Origin of the sequence: Ruegeria sp. HKCCSP346, assembly GCF_017872595.1 — a bacterium.
Lineage (GTDB): Bacteria > Pseudomonadota > Alphaproteobacteria > Rhodobacterales > Rhodobacteraceae > Ruegeria.
Genome location: NZ_JAEDOT010000001.1, coordinates 639,961 through 656,778, shown reverse-complemented (window position 1 = coordinate 656,778; position 16,818 = coordinate 639,961). Strand labels below are relative to the sequence as shown.

Annotated in this window: 19 protein-coding genes; 8 read left to right on the top strand and 11 right to left on the bottom strand. The window is 58.1% G+C overall.

Annotation, left to right across the window (positions count from 1 at the left end; all coding sequences use genetic code 11):
- The first annotated feature begins 95 nt into the window (after positions 1-95).
- A complete protein-coding gene (locus I9185_RS03250; protein WP_152457947.1) occupies positions 96-323 on the top strand; it encodes a DUF1127 domain-containing protein in 228 nt (75 codons plus the stop codon).
- A 61-nt stretch (positions 324-384) separates the two neighbouring features.
- Here I9185_RS03250 and I9185_RS03245 read toward each other — a convergent pair whose 3' ends face one another.
- Positions 385-828, bottom strand: a complete 444-nt coding sequence (locus I9185_RS03245) for a PaaI family thioesterase (protein WP_171204741.1) — start codon at positions 826-828, stop codon at positions 385-387.
- Positions 829-886: 58 nt separating this feature from the next.
- Here I9185_RS03245 and I9185_RS03240 point away from each other — a divergent pair, with 58 nt between their 5' ends.
- The 4 genes from I9185_RS03240 to gluQRS all read left to right on the top strand — a co-directional run bounded on the left by I9185_RS03240 (position 887) and on the right by gluQRS (position 4,796).
- A complete protein-coding gene (locus I9185_RS03240) occupies positions 887-1,672 on the top strand; it encodes an enoyl-CoA hydratase (protein WP_209833173.1) in 786 nt (261 codons plus the stop codon).
- Positions 1,673-1,925: 253 nt separating this feature from the next.
- The gene (trmFO, locus tag I9185_RS03235) at positions 1,926-3,266 is read left to right on the top strand and encodes a methylenetetrahydrofolate--tRNA-(uracil(54)-C(5))-methyltransferase (FADH(2)-oxidizing) TrmFO (RefSeq protein ID WP_210092343.1); all 1,341 of its coding nucleotides are present in this window, start codon (positions 1,926-1,928) and stop codon (positions 3,264-3,266) included.
- 37 nt (positions 3,267-3,303) lie between these two features.
- Positions 3,304-3,918 (top strand): methyltransferase domain-containing protein, encoded by a 615-nt coding sequence (locus tag I9185_RS03230; protein ID WP_210092342.1) that lies wholly within the window; start codon positions 3,304-3,306, stop codon positions 3,916-3,918.
- Positions 3,915-4,796: a tRNA glutamyl-Q(34) synthetase GluQRS gene (gluQRS, locus tag I9185_RS03225; protein WP_210092341.1), complete on the top strand. Its 882-nt coding sequence runs from the start codon at positions 3,915-3,917 to the stop codon at positions 4,794-4,796. Before I9185_RS03230 ends, gluQRS begins: the two co-directional genes overlap by 4 nt.
- Positions 4,797-4,806: 10 nt before the next feature.
- Here gluQRS and hisI read toward each other — a convergent pair whose 3' ends face one another.
- Positions 4,807-5,196 (bottom strand): phosphoribosyl-AMP cyclohydrolase, encoded by a 390-nt coding sequence (gene hisI, locus I9185_RS03220; RefSeq protein WP_171632561.1) that lies wholly within the window; start codon positions 5,194-5,196, stop codon positions 4,807-4,809.
- Between the two features lie 48 nt (positions 5,197-5,244).
- Here hisI and I9185_RS03215 point away from each other — a divergent pair, with 48 nt between their 5' ends.
- Together I9185_RS03215 and I9185_RS03210 are read left to right on the top strand one after the other, a co-directional pair.
- Complete coding sequence (locus I9185_RS03215) at positions 5,245-5,697, top strand: iron-sulfur cluster assembly scaffold protein (protein WP_171723307.1); 453 nt, start codon at positions 5,245-5,247, stop codon at positions 5,695-5,697.
- A gap of 59 nt (positions 5,698-5,756) precedes the next feature.
- The gene (locus I9185_RS03210) at positions 5,757-6,395 is read left to right on the top strand and encodes a MarC family protein (RefSeq protein ID WP_171632566.1); all 639 of its coding nucleotides are present in this window, start codon (positions 5,757-5,759) and stop codon (positions 6,393-6,395) included.
- 183 nt (positions 6,396-6,578) lie between these two features.
- Here the strand turns inward: I9185_RS03210 and I9185_RS20525 are convergent, their stop codons facing one another.
- The 5 genes from I9185_RS20525 to I9185_RS03190 form a co-directional block, all read right to left on the bottom strand.
- Positions 6,579-6,701, bottom strand: a complete 123-nt coding sequence (locus tag I9185_RS20525) for a hypothetical protein (protein WP_256367496.1) — start codon at positions 6,699-6,701, stop codon at positions 6,579-6,581.
- A 112-nt stretch (positions 6,702-6,813) separates the two neighbouring features.
- Positions 6,814-8,904: an ATP-dependent DNA helicase RecG gene (recG, locus tag I9185_RS03205; RefSeq protein ID WP_171632568.1), complete on the bottom strand. Its 2,091-nt coding sequence runs from the start codon at positions 8,902-8,904 to the stop codon at positions 6,814-6,816.
- Positions 8,901-11,153, bottom strand: a complete 2,253-nt coding sequence (gene ligA / locus I9185_RS03200) for an NAD-dependent DNA ligase LigA (RefSeq protein WP_210092340.1) — start codon at positions 11,151-11,153, stop codon at positions 8,901-8,903. The genes recG and ligA overlap by 4 nt, the downstream gene beginning before the upstream one ends.
- Positions 11,154-11,276: 123 nt before the next feature.
- On the bottom strand, positions 11,277-11,993 hold the full coding sequence (locus tag I9185_RS03195; RefSeq protein ID WP_152457936.1) for a response regulator transcription factor CtrA: 717 nt from the start codon (positions 11,991-11,993) through the stop codon (positions 11,277-11,279).
- Positions 11,994-12,079: 86 nt separating this feature from the next.
- Positions 12,080-12,373: a DUF1153 domain-containing protein gene (locus tag I9185_RS03190; RefSeq protein WP_171632574.1), complete on the bottom strand. Its 294-nt coding sequence runs from the start codon at positions 12,371-12,373 to the stop codon at positions 12,080-12,082.
- Between the two features lie 128 nt (positions 12,374-12,501).
- Between I9185_RS03190 and mnmA the strand changes: the two genes are divergently transcribed.
- Positions 12,502-13,647, top strand: coding sequence for a tRNA 2-thiouridine(34) synthase MnmA (mnmA, locus tag I9185_RS03185; protein ID WP_171632577.1), 1,146 nt, complete (start codon positions 12,502-12,504; stop codon positions 13,645-13,647).
- On the opposite strand, the gene I9185_RS03180 is transcribed toward mnmA, so the two are convergent.
- From I9185_RS03180 to lpxI, 4 genes are all read right to left on the bottom strand, one after another.
- On the bottom strand, positions 13,644-14,189 hold the full coding sequence (locus I9185_RS03180) for a carboxymuconolactone decarboxylase family protein (protein ID WP_210092339.1): 546 nt from the start codon (positions 14,187-14,189) through the stop codon (positions 13,644-13,646). The two genes, mnmA and I9185_RS03180, sit on opposite strands and share 4 nt — an antisense overlap.
- Before the next feature lie 100 nt (positions 14,190-14,289).
- Complete coding sequence (locus I9185_RS03175; RefSeq protein WP_210092338.1) at positions 14,290-14,865, bottom strand: hypothetical protein; 576 nt, start codon at positions 14,863-14,865, stop codon at positions 14,290-14,292.
- Positions 14,858-16,024 carry a lipid-A-disaccharide synthase gene (lpxB, locus tag I9185_RS03170; protein ID WP_210092337.1) on the bottom strand — a complete coding sequence of 389 codons (1,167 nt, stop codon included), beginning with the start codon at positions 16,022-16,024 and terminating at the stop codon, positions 14,858-14,860. Before lpxB ends, I9185_RS03175 begins: the two co-directional genes overlap by 8 nt.
- Positions 16,024-16,818, bottom strand: a complete 795-nt coding sequence (gene lpxI, locus I9185_RS03165) for a UDP-2,3-diacylglucosamine diphosphatase LpxI (protein ID WP_210092336.1) — start codon at positions 16,816-16,818, stop codon at positions 16,024-16,026. The genes lpxB and lpxI overlap by 1 nt, the downstream gene beginning before the upstream one ends.

Sequence of the window (16,818 nt, the reverse complement as noted above, 5' to 3'; positions counted from 1 at the left end):
ATTCTTCCTTTGCCTTTGACACAATTTCGAATGTATCAAATTTATGTACCAAGCAATACTGTTTTGTGTCAATACAATTTGAAAGGAATTCCGAGATGACACGCACAATGCACACCCCCGCCCTTCTGCTGCTGAACGACAGCCCACGGCTGCCTCTGCTCGCGGCTCTGGCCGTGCGGTTTGCGGCGGCGGTCACTCAATGGGAACGCCGTCGCCGCAGTCGCGTCAATCTGAGCTATCTGGATGACCGTCTGCTTCAGGACGTCGGGCTGACCCGCCATCAGGCTGGCCGGGAAACAAAGCGCTTTTTCTGGCAGCCCTGACTGATCCCCAGTCCCAATTATTGGGACCTCTTCCTGGGCCGGGGCCTGTCCCCGGCCTTTTTTATCCGAAATTCGCGGCAGCGGACCCTGCTGGCGGCAGGGAATAGGTCATCGTTGCCCGTGCAACCGGAAGATCACTGCCTTCCGAGTATAAAAGCACATCCCCAACGGCCAGTGTTTTTCCCAGCTTCAACAAACGACAGGCCGCAATCATATCGGCGCCGCCTTCCGGCTTGCGCAGGAAATCAAAAGAACTGTTGGTGGTAACAGCCAGTGACTGGCGCCCTTTCCGTGCCAGAACCATCGCATAGACACTGACATCGGCAAGCCCGAACATCGACGGGCCGGAAACCGTGCCCCCGGGGCGCAAATGTTGATCCTGAACCACAAGGCGCATGGTGATCGTATCTTCGGTCAAATCTTCAACGACGAAATCCTTGTGCACCTGCGGGAACACCTGTTTGAGGTATTGTGACAGTTCGTCCCGGTTCATTGCCAAAGCCATACTTCCCCTCCTGCTCTTGCCGACCTAGAGTTGGCCCAACTTGGGAATGGAGGGCAAGATGGCAATTCTGGAACGTTACGACACGGGCGCGGTGGCACGGCTGACACTGAACGCCCCGGACCGGCTGAACGCATTAAGTGATGAGATGCTGGCTGCACTGCAAGCCGAACTTGATTCACTGCGCGACGACAGCTCGATCCGGGCCGTGGTCCTGTCGGGGGCAGGAAAGGCGTTTTGCGCCGGGCACGACCTGAAGCAGATGACGGCCGGACGCCAATCCGAAGATGGTGGCAAAGCCTACTTTCAAGATCTCTTTTCCCGTTGCGCCCGGATGATGATGTCGATCCAGTCCCTGCCGCAACCCGTTATCGCGCAAGTCCATGGCATTGCGACCGCCGCCGGATGTCAACTGGTTGCAACCTGCGATATGGCGGTGGCCGCAGAAGGAACACGGTTTGGTGTCAACGGGGTCAATATCGGCCTGTTCTGTTCCACGCCGATGGTTGCTCTCAGCCGCAACATCCCCAGAAAGCAGGCATTTGAAATGCTGACCACCGGCGAATTCATTTCAGCAGAGCGCGCCGCCGAATTGGGGCTGGTAAATCGCATCGTTCCTGAAGCGCTGCTGGAACAAGAAGCCAACGGGCTTGCGGAACTGGTCGCATCCAAACTTGGCATGGCCGTGAAGATCGGCAAGGAAGCGTTCTATCAACAGCTGCAAATGCCTTTGGATCAGGCTTATGCCTATACCGGAGACGCAATGGCGCAGAATATGTTGTACCGCGATACAGAAGAAGGCATTTCCGCCTTTATTGAAAAGCGCCCCCCGAATTGGACCCAATGACGCAATTGTTTTGAACATTTTTTGCCACTGTCTTCATTTTTGCACTTTTCAAAAGGGCAACTCTGTGGCAAAGCTGGGTCGAGGCCAAGGCCTCAAGACACTTTTGGGTCGCCGTGGGCGGAAGGTCCCTCCAGCTGGTCTCTCTCACCAGCGCTGACATTCCCGCAGCGGCGACCCCAAGACCCCTCCAGCAAATCAGTCAGATACAATACGGCAGTTGCGCCTGTGTGTGCGGTGCCCTATGTGGCTGCACATGACACAAGTTTTGCATATCGTCGGCGGTGGAATGGCCGGGTCCGAAGCGGCCTGGCAAGCCGCTGAAATGGGCGTTGACGTGATCATTCATGAAATGCGTCCCACCGTTGGCACCTTCGCACATCAGACAGGAAACCTGGCGGAAATGGTGTGTTCGAACTCGTTCCGATCGGATGATGATGAACAGAATGCTGTCGGTCTGCTGCACTGGGAAATGCGAGCAGCCAATGGGCTGATCATGACAACCGCCGACGCACACAGGCTTCCTGCCGGGGGGGCGCTGGCCGTGGATCGCGACCCGTTTGCCGAAACGGTCACCGCAAAACTCCGCGCCCACCCACGCGTGAGCATCACCGATCAGGAAGTCACCTCGCTGCCTGATGACGGCCATTGGATATTTGCGACCGGCCCGTTGACCTCACCCGCATTGGGGGAAGCCATCCGGGCGGAAACGGGATCGGACGCGCTGGCCTTCTTCGATGCAATCGCGCCCATTGTCTATGCCGACAGCATCGACATGAGCAAAGCGTGGATGCAATCCCGATATGACAAAGGCGAAACCGAGGAAGAACGCACGGCATACCTGAACTGCCCGATGGACCGTGATCAGTACGAGGCTTTCATCGACGCCCTTTTGGCAGCGGAAAAAACCGAGTTTCACGAAGGTGAGACCGCAGGCTATTTTGATGGCTGCCTTCCCATTGAAGTCATGGCCGAACGCGGGCGTGAGACACTGCGCCATGGTCCGATGAAGCCTGTTGGGCTGACAAACCCCCATGCGCCTGACGTCAAACCCCATGCCGTGGTTCAGTTGCGGCGCGATAACGCATTGGGCACATTGTTCAACATCGTGGGGTTTCAGACCAAGATGAAATACGGCGCCCAGACCGACGTGTTCCGCATGATCCCCGGCCTGGAAAACGCCAGCTTTGCCCGGCTGGGCGGCATCCACCGCAACACATTCATCAACTCTCCTACCCTGCTCGATGCACAGATGCGCTTGAAGTCCAAGCCCAACATCCGCTTTGCCGGGCAGATTACGGGCGTCGAAGGCTATGTTGAAAGTGCCGCAATGGGATTGCTTGCCGGTCGCATGGCCGCCTCGGAAATACAGGGGCGTGACTTGCCCGAAGTGCCCAAAGACAGTGCAATGGGTGCGTTGATCCATCACATTACCGGCGGGGCCGAAGCCAAGACGTTTCAGCCGATGAACGTAAACTTTGGCCTGTTCCGCCCCGTGGACGGCCTGAAAGGCGGGCGGCGCGGCCGAAAGGACCGGTACAAGGCCTATACCGATCGTGCCAAGGCTGAATGGCAAATCTGGTTGGATCAATGCTGACTGGACGCGCGGCGTGATCTCGGCCTAGCATGACGGGATGAGCGACAAGTTCCTGGACAACACCTACAATCTCGACACGCCTGAAGACACTGAAACGCATTATCAGAACTGGGCGGCGACCTACGAAAAAGAGGTCGCGGAACAGGGATATGCAACCCCGGGACGGGTGGCCGCGGCTTTGTGGCAATTCCACCCTCACCCCCAAACGCCGATTCTGGACTTCGGCTGCGGAACGGGGCTTTCCGGTCTCGCCTTGCGGGCGGCGGGATTTGAGGTCATCGATGGTATCGACCCCACCCCCAAAATGCTGGAAGAGGCAGCGGCCAAGAGTGTTTACAGAACCCTGACCGGGTTTGACATCACCAAACCGGCTCCGCTCAGGCGCGGTGCGTATTCGGTGATCACCGCCATCGGTGTCATCGGTCAGGGCGCAGCCCCGCCCGAGACATTCGACCAGTTGATGCACGCCTTGCCCAAAGGTGGGTTGCTGGCGTTTTCCCTGAACGACCATGCGCTGAAAGATCACAAATTCACCTGCCGACTGACGGATTGGGTCGACATGGGTGCCGCACGTTTGCTATTTCGTGAACACGGGCCGCACTTACCCGGCATCAACCTTAACTCTGACGTGTATGTATTAGAAAAAGCGTGACTTTCGTAACGCGTTTCGCGCCATCCCCGACTGGCCCGCTTCACCTTGGGCACGCGTATTCTGCGATGATCGCCAGCGACATGGCCAGATCCGAACACGGTCGGTTCTTGCTGCGCATCGAAGATATCGATCGGTCCCGCTCGCGTCCGCATTGGGAGGATCAGATCTATGATGACCTCAATTGGTTGGGGCTGACATGGCCGGAACCGGTGCTGCGTCAATCAGATCGGCTGAGTATCTATGATCGCGCGTTGGAGCGGTTGTGGATGAAGGGTCTTCTGTATCCCTGCCTGTGCAATCGCAAAGATATTTCCGCCGCCGCAAGCGCCCCCCAGGAAGGCGCGCCATTGCTTGGTCCTGACGGAATTATCTATCCCGGAACGTGTCGAAAAATTAACCAGGGCATAGACTTAAGTCAAAACCCTCACCCAAGGGACAAAGTTTTGCGACTGGATATTGCCAAGGCCTGTCAAACAATCCACGATCCGGCCAGACTCCAATTCTTGGAACTGGGCTCCGGCCCCGGTGGCGAAACAGGAACAATTTCTTTTACCCCGGATGAGATGGAAACCAGTGTCGGCGATATCGTTCTGGCTCGCCGCGACATGGGCACGTCCTACCATTTGTCCGTCGTTCTTGACGACGCGGCCCAGGGGATCACCCATGTGGTCCGAGGTCAGGATCTGTTCGAAGCCACCCGCATCCATGTGCTGCTTCAGGTGCTGTTGGATTTGCCGACGCCTGCGTATTACCACCACGATCTGATCCGCGACAATGCCGGCAAACGACTGGCGAAACGTGACGATGCGCGTGCCATCGCGAAATTCCGGGCCGATGGTGCCAGCCCGGCAGACATCCGGCAAATGGTGGGGCTTTGATCTGTCTCGGTTACGCCATCGGGGCCATCAGTTCGGTCTCGGCCCCGTCCCGCACCGCAGTATAAAAGCACGTCCGGCGGTTGGTGTGACAGGCAGCACCGGTTTGACGCACCAGAACCAACAGGCAATCGCGGTCACAGTCGATGCGGAAATCCACCAGTTCCTGCACATGGCCCGAGGTTTCACCCTTGATCCAGAAAGACTGACGCGAGCGCGACCAATAGGTCACCCTGCCCGTTTCCAGTGTCTTTTCAACGGCCTGTGCGTTCATCCATGCCATCATCAGAACTTCGCCCGACACCTCATCCTGCGCAATTGCCGGAATCAGTCCCGCCTCGTTATATTTCAGAGTCGATGGATCAAACGCGACGGGGTGAGACATGACAAAAACCTTTTGCATCCGTTGGGCTGGCCACTATGTATGAGGAACACACGACGAGGGAAAGCCATGAGCGGCGAGAACGACCTGATCAAGCTGTATTCCGGACGCATTCTGGCGTTGGCGGCGGACATCCCGCATCTGGATCGGCTGGAAAACCCGGATGCAACGGTCAAGAAACGCTCGCCTCTTTGCGGCTCTACCGTGACGGTTGATCTGAAGGTTCAGGATGGACGTGTCAGCGCCTTCGGGCAGGACGTCAAAGCCTGCGCGCTGGGACAGGCCTCTGCTTCGGTGGTTGGCGACGCGATCATTGGTGCCACGCGCGCGCAGGTCGAAGCAGCGCGCGATCAGCTTGCGGCCATGTTAAAAAAGGATGGCCCCGCCCCGGATGCGCCGTTTGACGGTCTTGAGGTCTTGATGCCGGCGCGGGACTACAAGAACCGCCACGCTTCAATCCTGCTGGTGCTGGATGCCGCCGTCGAAGCCATGGCGCAGGCCGAGCAGGCAGATTGCGCCTGATCATAGCTATTTGATGTAAACCCGTTTACCTTCCGCTTAAATTTAAGGAGGGATGGGTTTTGGAAAATCTACTCGAGCATTTTGTCACTCTTTGGGTCGTGATTGACCCGATTGGAACTATTCCCGTTTTTATTGCCGTCACTGCGGGGCTAGAGGCCGCCGCCCGTCGCAAAACAGCGCTGTTGGCGTCATTGATAAGCGCCGGTGTCCTTTTGTTCTTTCTCGTGTTTGGGCAATTGCTGATCGAGGCGCTGGATATAGGACTGAATTCATTTCAGGTCGCAGGCGGCATCATCCTGTTTCTGTTCGCTCTGACCATGATCTTTGGTGAAAGCAAACAAGACATAGAACAGCGTCAGGCCGAAGAGGATCAGGAAGATAAGTATCACAAGCAGAATCCCGCGATATTTCCTCTTGCTGTTCCATCTCTGGCCTCGCCCGGCGCGATGCTTGCAGTGGTGATCCTGACGGACAACCATAGATACAGTGCAGCCGATCAGGGGATTACCGCATTGGTCATGCTGTCGGTTTTGGTAGTCGCCTTTGTTCTCATGCTTCTGGCCGAACCGATCATCCGCCTGATTGGCCATTCAGGAGCAGCGATCATCAGCCGTATCATGGGGATGATCCTGGCCTCGGTCGCGGTCAACTCGGTCCTGTCCGCATTGCTTGAGATTTTCAAAACCGGTCAGTTGTAAAAAAACCGCCGCACCTTCCGGGCGAAAGGGCGGCGGCAGGCATTGCGTGTCTCGCGTGGGGTCCGGATTACCGCACGGGGCCGAGGCAAGGCCCCTCAAGGGGTTTGGGACAGGCAGGTCACCCTTGACTGAAATTGGGATGACAGCGCGGTTTTTTCGGCACGAGATCGCAGGCAGAAAGGTTCAGAAGCCAACCGGCAGGTGCAAGGCGACCATCAGGATCACGACCAGAGACATCACGCCCACCGCATCCTGCAGGATCGTCGATTGCGAGCGGCTGAATACGGTCTTGATCTGGGTCAGCATAGGGTCACCTCCGGTCAGAGCTTTAATCCTTTGTTGACCTTTTGTTCTCATATTTGCCCGAGTCGGTAAAGAACTTTTTGAGAACATTTGTGAACTTTCTGGAACTTTTTGCCTAACCCACTGAAATCAAACGGATCGCCTGATCCTGCTTCATCAGCCACAAAAGTACGCGCGCCGCGCGCCCCCGGTCCGAGGTCAGCTTGGGATCCGCATTCAGCAATGCCCGGGCATCGGATTGGGCCACGGCCATCAATCCGGCCTGACGCTCGAGGTCCGCAATGCGGAACTTTGGCAGACCGGACTGCGCAGTTCCGATCAGATCCCCGGCACCGCGCATCTCAAGATCGGTTTCAGAGATACGGAACCCGTCTTCGGTTTCACGCAGAACCTCCAGCCTTTTGCGCCCCCCTTCGCTGAGCGGCGGCTGATACAGAAGCAAACACGTCGATTCCGCATCACCCCGGCCCACGCGGCCGCGCAATTGATGCAGTTGGGCCAGACCAAAGATTTCGGCCCGTTCGATGACCATGATCGTGGCATTGGGCACATTGACCCCCACTTCAATGACGGTCGTGGCCACAAGAACCTTGGTGTCCCCGTTCTGGAATGCGGACATTGCCGCGTCTTTTTCCGATGGCGGCATTTGCCCGTGAACCAGCCCGACCACACCTTCGCCCAATATGGCACGCAAGCGTTTGAACCGTTCTTCAGCTGCCGTCAGGTCTGAAACTTCTGATTCATCGACCAAGGGGCAGACCCAATAACATTGCCGCCCCTCATCAATCGCCCGACGCAGATGCGACACGACCTCGTCCATGCGCTGCGTACTGACAATCGCTGTCTTGATCGGTTTGCGCCCCGGCGGTTTTTCGTCCAGCACCGACACATCCATATCGCCATATTGCGCCAGTGCCAGACTGCGTGGAATCGGGGTGGCGGTCATCACCAATACATCCGAGCCCTGCCCTTTTTCTGACAACTCCATCCTCTGGCGCACGCCAAACCGGTGCTGTTCATCAACTATGGCCAAGCGTAGCGCTTTGAATTCCACATCACTCTGAAACACGGCATGGGTGCCGACCAGAATTTGGATATTGCCATTTTTCAAAGCCTCAAGCTTGGCGCGCCGCTCTGCGCCCTTGTCACGCCCGGTGAGCAGCTCCAGCACCACTCCGGCCTCTTCCGCCAACGGGCGCAACCCTTCCAGGTGCTGGCGGGCGAGTATCTCGGTCGGGGCCATCATCACGCCCTGCCCTTTGGCCTCGACTGCAATCAGAAGGGCCATGAAGGCCACCAATGTCTTGCCGGCCCCCACGTCACCCTGCAACAATCGGTTCATGCGGGAATCAGATGCCATATCGACCGCGATTTCCTCGATTGCGCGGCTTTGTGCGCTGGTCGGACGATAAGGAAGACTGGCCAACACCCTGGATTGCAACGCGCCTGTCCCTACGCTGACGACACCACGGGATTTCCGCTCTCGCTGACGCGCCAGAGCAAGCGTCATCTGATGCGCGAACAGCTCGTCATAGGCCAGACGCTGACGCGCGGGCGCAAATGGTGAGACATCATCAGCCCCCTGAGGATTGTGGCCGGCACGAATTGCCGAAATCCAATCCGGCCAGTTTTGCTGTGCCATCTGCGCCGGGTCGATCCATTCCGCCAGCTCTGGCGCCCGCGCCAATGCGCTGCGGGTAGCCTTGAAAGCCGTCTTTTGAGTCAGCCCCTGTGTCAGATGGTATACCGGTTCGAATTCCGGAATTTCACTGGCTTGCTCGACCGGCAACATATGATCCGGATGCACCATCTGAGCCATACCATCGAACAGCTCCAGCTTGCCCGAGATCACGCGGCGTGCGCCCTGAGGCAGCACTTTCTTCAGATAGTCCCCGCGCGCGTGAAAGAAAACCAGCTGAAAATCGGCCTGGCTGTCTTCGACATGCACCCGATACGCGCCCCCCTTGTTTCGAGGCGGCCTGTGCGGGCCGACCGTTACTTCGACCGTCAACGTCGCAGGCAGATCGACACCCTGAATCGTCTCTCGTCGACGTCGGTCGACGACCGCGTAAGGCAGGCCGAACAGAACGTCGCGTGGGCTCTCAACGCCGGCCTGTTGCAGGACCTGAGCGGTCTTGGGGCCGACGCCATCGAGTGTTTCAAGCCCCGCAAACAGCGGGAACAGCTGTTCCGGCCTCCCGCTCATGCGCCTTCGATCAGCTGCAACCAGCCATCCTCATCCAGAGTTTCGATACCCAGCTCTGCGGCTTTCCTGGCTTTCGAACCCGCACCGGGCCCGGCGACCAGAATGTCGGTTTTCTTGCTGACGGAACCAGAAACCTTCGCACCCAACGCCTCGGCCCGTGCCTTTGCCTCGGCTCGAGTCATCTTTTCCAGAGTACCGGTGAACACAACCGTCTTGCCAGCCACCGGGCTGTCTGAGGCAGGCGCATCAGGTGCGACGATTGTCAGTTCCTTGCGCAACGTATCGAACGCGCGCCTCTCTTCCACGTTCGAAAACGCATCGGACAGGGACAGACCCAGCGTTGCGCCGATCCCGTCTATTCCGATCAATTCAGCCCAGGCGGCATTGGCATCGGGCGGAACACGCGCCGCGGTTATGGCCGCATCCCGCACTTCCTTGACACGTGCCCGACGACCTTCTGCCAGCGCGGCCGCCCGTTCGGCATCCTCGGCCTCATCCGCTTGCCGCTGAGCCAAAGCCGCAGGGCGGGCAGTGTCCAGGGCTTGCGTCATGGTCTCCCAATCGCGGTAAAACAGCGCCAGATCGCGCGCTCCGACCTCGCCGACATGTCGAATACCCAAAGCGAACAACAGGCGCGCAAACGGAATGGTCCGTTTTTCGTCGATCGCGGCAAACAGATTTCTGGCCGAGGTTTCCCCCCACCCATCCCGGTTTTTCAGCCGTGCCAGATTGGTCCTGTCACGCTGCTCCAGTGTAAAGATATCCGCCGGAGTCTTTATCGGAAGGATCGGATCATCATAGAACATCTCGATCTGTTTTGCACCAAGGCCTTCTATGTCAAACGCCTTGCGTGAGACGAAATGTTTCAGTTTTTCAACGGCCTGCGCGGGGCAAATCAAGCCACCGGTGCAGCGGCGGACCGCATCACCTTCTTCACGGATCGCCTCGCTTTGACATTCCGGACAGCGTGTCGGAAAGATAAACGGCTGCGAACCGGCCGGGCGCTTGGACAGATCAACATCTGACAGTTTCGGAATCACATCCCCGGCGCGGTATACCTGAACCCAGTCACCGACACGAATATCCTTGCCATCGCGGATCGTGCCGCCCTTGGCATCGCGTCCCGCGATATAGTCTTCGTTGTGCAATGTGGCGTTGGACACAACAACACCGCCCACCGTCACCGGATGCAACCGTGCAACCGGGCTAAGCGCGCCTGTACGACCGACCTGAATGTCGATCGCCTCCAGCCTCGTCCAGGCCAGTTCGGCCGGGAACTTGTGTGCGATCGCCCATCGCGGCGTGGTTGAGCGGAACCCCAAACGCGCCTGAAGCGACAGATCATTCACCTTGTAGACAACCCCGTCGATGTCATAGCCCAAGGTGGAACGTTGCGCCTCGATATCCTGGTAATGCTCCAGCATCTCTTGCGTCGTTTTGCACAGGCGGGTCAGGGGGTTCGTCGAAAATCCAAGTGATTTCAACCGCTCGACCGCCCCTATCTGCGAGTCGGACAATGGCTCTGAAACCTCTCCCCAGGCGTAAGCAAAGAAACGCAACGGGCGCGAGCGCGTGATTTCCGGATCCAGTTGCCGCAAAGACCCCGCCGCCGCGTTTCTTGGATTGGCAAAGGGTTTGCCGCCGCGCTCTGCCTGCCGCGCGTTCAACGCCTCGAAATCCGCGTGAGACATGTAAACCTCACCCCTGACTTCCAGAACCTCTGGCGCGTTTTTCAGGTGCTGCGGGATAACGGAAACCGTGCGGGCATTGGCCGTTACGTTTTCACCGATTTCGCCATCTCCGCGCGTGGCAGCCTGAACAAGCTGTCCGTTTTCATACCGCAATGACAGCGACAGGCCATCTATCTTGGGTTCGGCGGTGTAGGCCAGACTTTCACCAGCCCCAAGGCCCAGGTATTTCCGGATCGACCTGTCGAAATCGGCCACGTCGTCATCATCGAAAGCGTTGCCCAGCGACATCATGCGCACGGCGTGCGTGACTTTCGAAAAACCATCGGCAGGCTTTGCACCCACTTGATCCGTCGGGCTGTCGGTACGCTTGAGATGAGGGAAACGCGCTTCTATCTCGGCATTGCGCCGTTTGAGAGCGTCATAGTCGGCATCCGACATGTCAGGCGCATCAGCCGTGTGATACAGCGTGTTTGCCTTCGACAATAGTTCGGCCAGACGTGCAAGCTCGGCACGCGCCTCATCTTCCGTCAGCTCGGATATGGAAATTAAGTTGCTCATGGCCTCGCCCTGTCACGCGTACTTGGACCTCAGTGATAGGGCGAGGCCATGGCCAGGTCCAGACGTGCTGAGCCGTGAGTGCAAAGTGCCACCCTGGACCACCGGCGGCACTGGTGGTTCAATTCAAAGCCCGACTGCCATCCGTGTTTCGTCCAGCGTGTTGCTTTGCGGGTCTCGCAGCACATAGCCACGGCCCCAGACGGTTTCGATATAGTTCTCTCCACCGGTCGCATTGCTGAGCTTTTTGCGCAGTTTGCAGATGAACACATCGATGATTTTCAGCTCAGGTTCATCCATGCCGCCATACAGGTGGTTCAGAAACATTTCCTTGGTCAGAGTCGTCCCCTTGCGCAGGCTGAGCAACTCGAGCATCTGGTATTCCTTGCCGGTCAAATGAACCGTCTTGCCATCCACTTCCACGGTTTTTGCATCAAGGTTCACCGCAATTCGCCCTGTATGAATGATCGATTGCGAATGCCCTTTGGAACGGCGGATGATGGCATGTATGCGTGCCACCAGTTCTTCGCGATGGAAAGGCTTGGTCAGATAATCATCGGCGCCAAAGCCGAATCCCTTGATCTTGCTTTCGGTATCATCGGCACCGGACAAAATCAGAATCGGTGTTTCCACCCTGGCGATCCGCAACTGGCGCAGAACCTCATGCCCGTTCATGTCCGGCAGGTTCAAATCCAGCAAGATCAGGTCGTAATCATAGAGTTTTGCCAGATCGATTCCTTCTTCGCCAAGATCCGTCGCATAGACGTTCAGGTTCGCATGCGTCAGCATCAGTTCGATGCTTTTGGACGTGGTCGGATCATCCTCGACAAGAAGTATGCGCATTTTTCACTGCTCCAATTCGGGTCAATAATTCCATTTAAAATTAAACCTGACCAAGAATGGTTAATCTGACGTTACCGTTGAATCATTTATTCACGCTCTCCTTTAGGTTGTCGATACTTTTTTAGCGCCGTCGCCTTCAACGCCTCGACGCCGTGTTCCGCGATCAAAGAAACCCAACCGTTGAATTCTTCGTCGCTCAGGCCGTATTTCTTTTTTGCGTCAGACAGGCTGATCAACCCGTAAAGCACGCCACGCACGACAAGAATCTTGCGTGACGCCACCCATCGCCTTGTGTTCGCGGGCGGCAAATCCGCATGCGTCAAAATGGATCCATCCGGCAGAGCAACAGACCTTGGCCCTTCAACTTTGTGCAAATACATCGCTTTACCCTTCTTGCTGCACCAAAGCTGCCCTCAGCCTACTTAAAGTCGCGTGAAACCGCCCCTTGAGAGTGTGTAGAATTTTCCTATATTCTGCCGGTCTTTCTTAACCCGGACTGGAATCTGCAATGGCCCTCGACACCGAGACCCCGCTGAACTCGCTTGGCTTTGCCAAACCACCCTCGGAAACGCGGGTCGTTGTGGCGATGTCGGGGGGCGTCGACAGTTCCGTTGTCGCGGCCTATCTGGCCGATCAGGGCTATGATGTGGTCGGTGTGACTTTGCAGCTATATGACCACGGCGCGGCATTGGCCAAGAAAGGTGCCTGTTGCGCTGGAATCGATATTCATGATGCGCGACGCGTGGCGGAAGAACGGGGATTTCCGCATTACGTTCTGGATTACGAGAACATCTTCAAGGATGCCGTGATCGACGAGTTTGCCGACAGCTATCTGGCAGGCGCGACGCCGGTTCCCTGCATCCGCTGCAACGAGCGGGTGAAATTCAAGGACCTTCTGGAAACCGCCAAGGATCTCGAGGCAGACTGCATGGCCACCGGCCATTACATTCAGCGCAAGATGGGCGCCAACGGACCGGAACTGCACAGCGCCGAAGACGCCAATCGCGATCAGTCCTATTTCCTGTTCTCGACCACGCCAGAGCAACTTAATTTTCTGCGCTTCCCGCTGGGCCACCTGCCGTCAAAAGACGCAACCCGTGAGATGGCGGCGCAGTATGGGCTGTCGGTGGCGGACAAGCCCGACAGCCAGGATATCTGCTTCGTGCCCGACGGCAATTATGCCAGCGTCATCGAAAAACTGCGCCCCGGAGCCGCGGAACCCGGCGAGATTGTTCACGCCGACGGCCGCGTACTGGCGCAACACAACGGTGTGATTCACTATACGATCGGCCAACGTCGCGGTCTTGGCATCGGCGGCCTCAGCGAGCCGCTTTATGTCGTCAAACTGGACGTCGACAAAAAGCAGGTCGTTGTCGGCCCGAAAGAGATGCTGGCAACGCGAGTCGTTCCGGTGCGCGAGATCAATTGGCTGGGCGATGACCCCTTCTCGTCACGCGATGAATGGCATCTTTCCGTCAAAGTCCGCTCGACCCGCCCGCCGCGCGAGGCAATCATTCGGCCGCTGTCGGACACTACGGCCGAGGTCGAACTGCTGACCCCCGAGGAAGGCATCTCGCCAGGGCAGGCCTGCGTGTTTTACGCAAACGAAGGCAGCCGCGTGTTCGGCGGTGGCTGGATCTGGCGTGGGTATTAGGCTGAAACCGGCTCGACCTCGGGTTCGATCTGAATCTGCAATGCATCGTTGAACCGATTGAACGCACCGCACAAGGCGATGCGCCAGGTCAGCTCGACGATCTGAGCATCGGTGAACCATTCCCTCAGATCCGCCACTTCGGCATCCTTCATACGGCCCGACCGGATCGTCACGGCTTCGGCATAGCGCACGACCGCCTTGTCACAGGCATCCAGTTCCGGATGATCCTCGACGTCCGGCAGACGCGCCGCCCCTTCGGGGCTCAGCCCCGCGACGGTCAGCAGCGGTGTGTGATGCGAGACGCAATAATCGCAGGCATTCAGTTTTGAAACCGTCACCATCGCCAGCTCCAACGCGCGGCGCGGCAAGTTCTCTTGCTCTCGCAGGGTTGTCAGCATTCCCGTGACATGGTTCAGAACCGGAGGGCAATACGCTGCGACGCGGGCCCAGTTGCCAAACGGGCCATAGGCACCCAATGCAGCGTAGAACGCGCGCGCGTCGGCGGTCATTTCCTGATCTGACAAAGGGGGGATGCGGGTCATGTTGAAAACTCCTTTTCTGGGTCACGATACCCTGGACCTGCGTCCCAGCAACAGACCTTTGCAGGTCACATATGCGAGACAACGCGCTCTCTTTGCCGGGTCACACCATATCGGTGGGAGAGTTGAAGAGAATATAGAGCCCGACGCAGACCATGATATAGGGCGCAATCCGATCCAGCCGGGCAACGCGCGGACCAAGGCTTTTGGCGTGGGGCGCCCCCCATGCCGCAACAACAACCAGCAAGGCGGCCGCGCTGGCGGCACCGATCAACGCAACAACCCGATAGGACGGCGCAGAGTCCGCAAGCAGAGGGGTCATTACCGCAAAACTGTCTATCGAGAGGCTCAGGAAAAGCGTCACCACCGAAGTCACCGCCCCTTTTGACTCCGCACCTTCGGTGTCCGCGTCGCGAAACTGATGCCAGATTCCGCGCAAGCCAAACACCAGCGGGACAAGGCCAAGATAGCCGATCCAAAACGGAAGGCCACTCTGGTTCAGGCCCACGGCCACGGTCATGGCCAGGGAAAGTACGATCGTCTGAGCGACGGCAAAACCCACGATCGCGCGGCGCTGTTCCATCACCAGGATCAAGCCCAACAAGACAGCCAGATTGTCCAGATTGGTAGAGATCATCGCGATCCCCGCAGAGACTGCAAACAGCGCGTGATCAAGCATTGCGTGGCTGCATTCTGTTCAAAACCGCCCGCGCTGCGCGCAAGCCGGGTGCTTCGCCCCCACGCCCCAACCTGTCCATCGTCAGGTTCATGGCATGCTGTTGCGCATCGGGTGCGTCGGCGACCTTTCGCAAGGCTTCGGCGATTTTCTGAGGCTGACAATCATCCAGCAGGCATTCCGGCACGGCGCGTGTTTCCGAAACCAGATTGACCAGTGTAACGGTGTCCAGCTTGACCATCCGTTCCGCCATTTTCTGCGTCAGCCAGTTCAGCTTGTACGCAATGACCATCGGCGTATTCTGCGCTGCAAGTTCCAGCGAAACCGTTCCCGAAGCAGCAAGGGCAAGATCTGCGGCGCCAAAGGCCGCTCGTTTGTCGGCCATGGCTTGTTCCGCACCCACCTGGCGGGGATCCAGCACCACGGGCGCGCCAGGCCATTCTGGTACCAGTTCATTTATCAGATCTGTTGTCGCACCTACGGTCGGGATCACCACGCGGTAATTCGGGTGGTCATCGAAAAACAACCGCAACGCGCCGCCGAAAGACTCTGCCAGACGTTCAATCTCACCCCGCCGCGACCCGGGCAAGGCCAGCAGGATCGGCGCATTACCCAGATCAAAGCGGTGGCGAAAGGCGGCGATCTCATCTGGTGTGGCAGTCGGTTCGCCAACCACAGGATGGCCGACAAAGTCGCATTCCATCCCTGCCCGCTCCATGTACGGAGGTTCAAAAGGAAGAAGAGCCAGCACATGGTCGATGACCTTTGCCATCTTGTCTGCACGCCCGGGGCGCCAAGCCCAGACACTGGGCGCAACATAATGCACGGTTCGGATGTTGCTGTTGGCTTTTACGATTTTGGCGACGCGCAAGCTGAAATCCGGGCTGTCTATGGTGATCAATACATCCGGTTTCGTGTCCAGCACCGCCTGTGCCGTCTCGGATATCCGCCGTTTCAGGTGAAAAAACTTCGGCAGCACTTCGACAAGCCCCATGACAGACAGCTCGGACATCGGGAACCGGCTGCGCAGGCCCTGCGCTTGCATCAGCTGGCCTCCCACACCGTCGAATTCAATCTCGGGCACCAGGGTTTTCAACCCCTCCATCAGCGCGCCGCCCAACCGGTCGCCCGAAGGTTCACCGGCGACCAGAAAGACACGCATCAGACTACCCGCTCGCGGATATAGAGAAACAGACCCAGACGGTTGCATTCAGCGATGACGCGTTCTTTTTCCAGAACGAGCACACCGCCTTTTTCCAAAACGATCCCGGACAAACCTGCCGCAACCGTGTCGGTAACAGTTTCCGGCCCGATGGCGGGCAAATCGGCGCGCCGATCCTGATCGGGTTTGGGGCCTTTGAACAGAATGCCCCCGCCAGCGTCGGGGCGTTGGGTCAGGGATTGCAGCATCCACGCGGTGCCGAACCCCCCCTCGATGGCCAGCGCCTGCCCTTTGGACACGGCACAAGCCTGCCCGGTATCCGCCGCCCCCATTGCCCGAAGAATCCCGGCGGCGCGGTCAGCGTCGGCCATGTCGGCGTCTGAGGGCTGGGCCTCGGTCAGACATCCCAGAGGCGGCAACAAACCGGGCGCGATCTCATGTGCGGCCCTGAGGGTGAGGCCGGCACCCTCAAGAATTCCGATCACGGCGCGCAAAGCTCCGTCATCGCCGGACAGGATGGCCTTTTGGATGATCGGAACCAGCGGCAGCGTCGCGGCGTCGATGCGGGAAGGGTCGATTGGCGGGCGTCGAACAGCGCCGGCCAGACAGATATCGGTCACGCCCCGCGCCTTCAGGTCAGCGATGAAACTGCCCAATTGTTCCAGAGGAAACACGACATCTGCACTCAGGCTGTCAGGCAGAAACCCCTCCATCGCGCAGATCAGAGGGCGTTCTGTCAACTGCGCAACAACTTCGGTCGGCAGCGCCCCGGTTCCCGCAATCAACGCAAGCAT

What these genes read in the sequence shown, in the direction of transcription:
- I9185_RS03215 (WP_171723307.1), top strand. Translation starts at nt 5,245, where the DNA reads ATGAGCGGCGAGAACGACCTGATCAAGCTGTATTCCGGACGCATTCTG.
- lpxB (WP_210092337.1), bottom strand. Translation starts at nt 16,024, where the DNA reads ATGCGTGTCTTTCTGGTCGCCGGTGAACCTTCGGGCGACCGGTTGGGC.
- I9185_RS03240 (WP_209833173.1), top strand. Translation starts at nt 887, where the DNA reads ATGGCAATTCTGGAACGTTACGACACGGGCGCGGTGGCACGGCTGACA.
- I9185_RS03245 (WP_171204741.1), bottom strand. Translation starts at nt 828, where the DNA reads ATGGCTTTGGCAATGAACCGGGACGAACTGTCACAATACCTCAAACAG.
- mnmA (WP_171632577.1), top strand. Translation starts at nt 12,502, where the DNA reads ATGGCCCTCGACACCGAGACCCCGCTGAACTCGCTTGGCTTTGCCAAA.
- lpxI (WP_210092336.1), bottom strand. Translation starts at nt 16,818, where the DNA reads ATGCTTGCGTTGATTGCGGGAACCGGGGCGCTGCCGACCGAAGTTGTT.
- I9185_RS03230 (WP_210092342.1), top strand. Translation starts at nt 3,304, where the DNA reads ATGAGCGACAAGTTCCTGGACAACACCTACAATCTCGACACGCCTGAA.
- I9185_RS03190 (WP_171632574.1), bottom strand. Translation starts at nt 12,373, where the DNA reads ATGTATTTGCACAAAGTTGAAGGGCCAAGGTCTGTTGCTCTGCCGGAT.
- trmFO (WP_210092343.1), top strand. Translation starts at nt 1,926, where the DNA reads ATGACACAAGTTTTGCATATCGTCGGCGGTGGAATGGCCGGGTCCGAA.
- hisI (WP_171632561.1), bottom strand. Translation starts at nt 5,196, where the DNA reads ATGCAAAAGGTTTTTGTCATGTCTCACCCCGTCGCGTTTGATCCATCG.
- I9185_RS03180 (WP_210092339.1), bottom strand. Translation starts at nt 14,189, where the DNA reads ATGACCCGCATCCCCCCTTTGTCAGATCAGGAAATGACCGCCGACGCG.
- recG (WP_171632568.1), bottom strand. Translation starts at nt 8,904, where the DNA reads ATGAGCGGGAGGCCGGAACAGCTGTTCCCGCTGTTTGCGGGGCTTGAA.
- ligA (WP_210092340.1), bottom strand. Translation starts at nt 11,153, where the DNA reads ATGAGCAACTTAATTTCCATATCCGAGCTGACGGAAGATGAGGCGCGT.
- I9185_RS03175 (WP_210092338.1), bottom strand. Translation starts at nt 14,865, where the DNA reads ATGCTTGATCACGCGCTGTTTGCAGTCTCTGCGGGGATCGCGATGATC.
- I9185_RS03195 (WP_152457936.1), bottom strand. Translation starts at nt 11,993, where the DNA reads ATGCGCATACTTCTTGTCGAGGATGATCCGACCACGTCCAAAAGCATC.
- I9185_RS20525 (WP_256367496.1), bottom strand. Translation starts at nt 6,701, where the DNA reads ATGCTGACCCAGATCAAGACCGTATTCAGCCGCTCGCAATCGACGATC.
- I9185_RS03250 (WP_152457947.1), top strand. Translation starts at nt 96, where the DNA reads ATGACACGCACAATGCACACCCCCGCCCTTCTGCTGCTGAACGACAGC.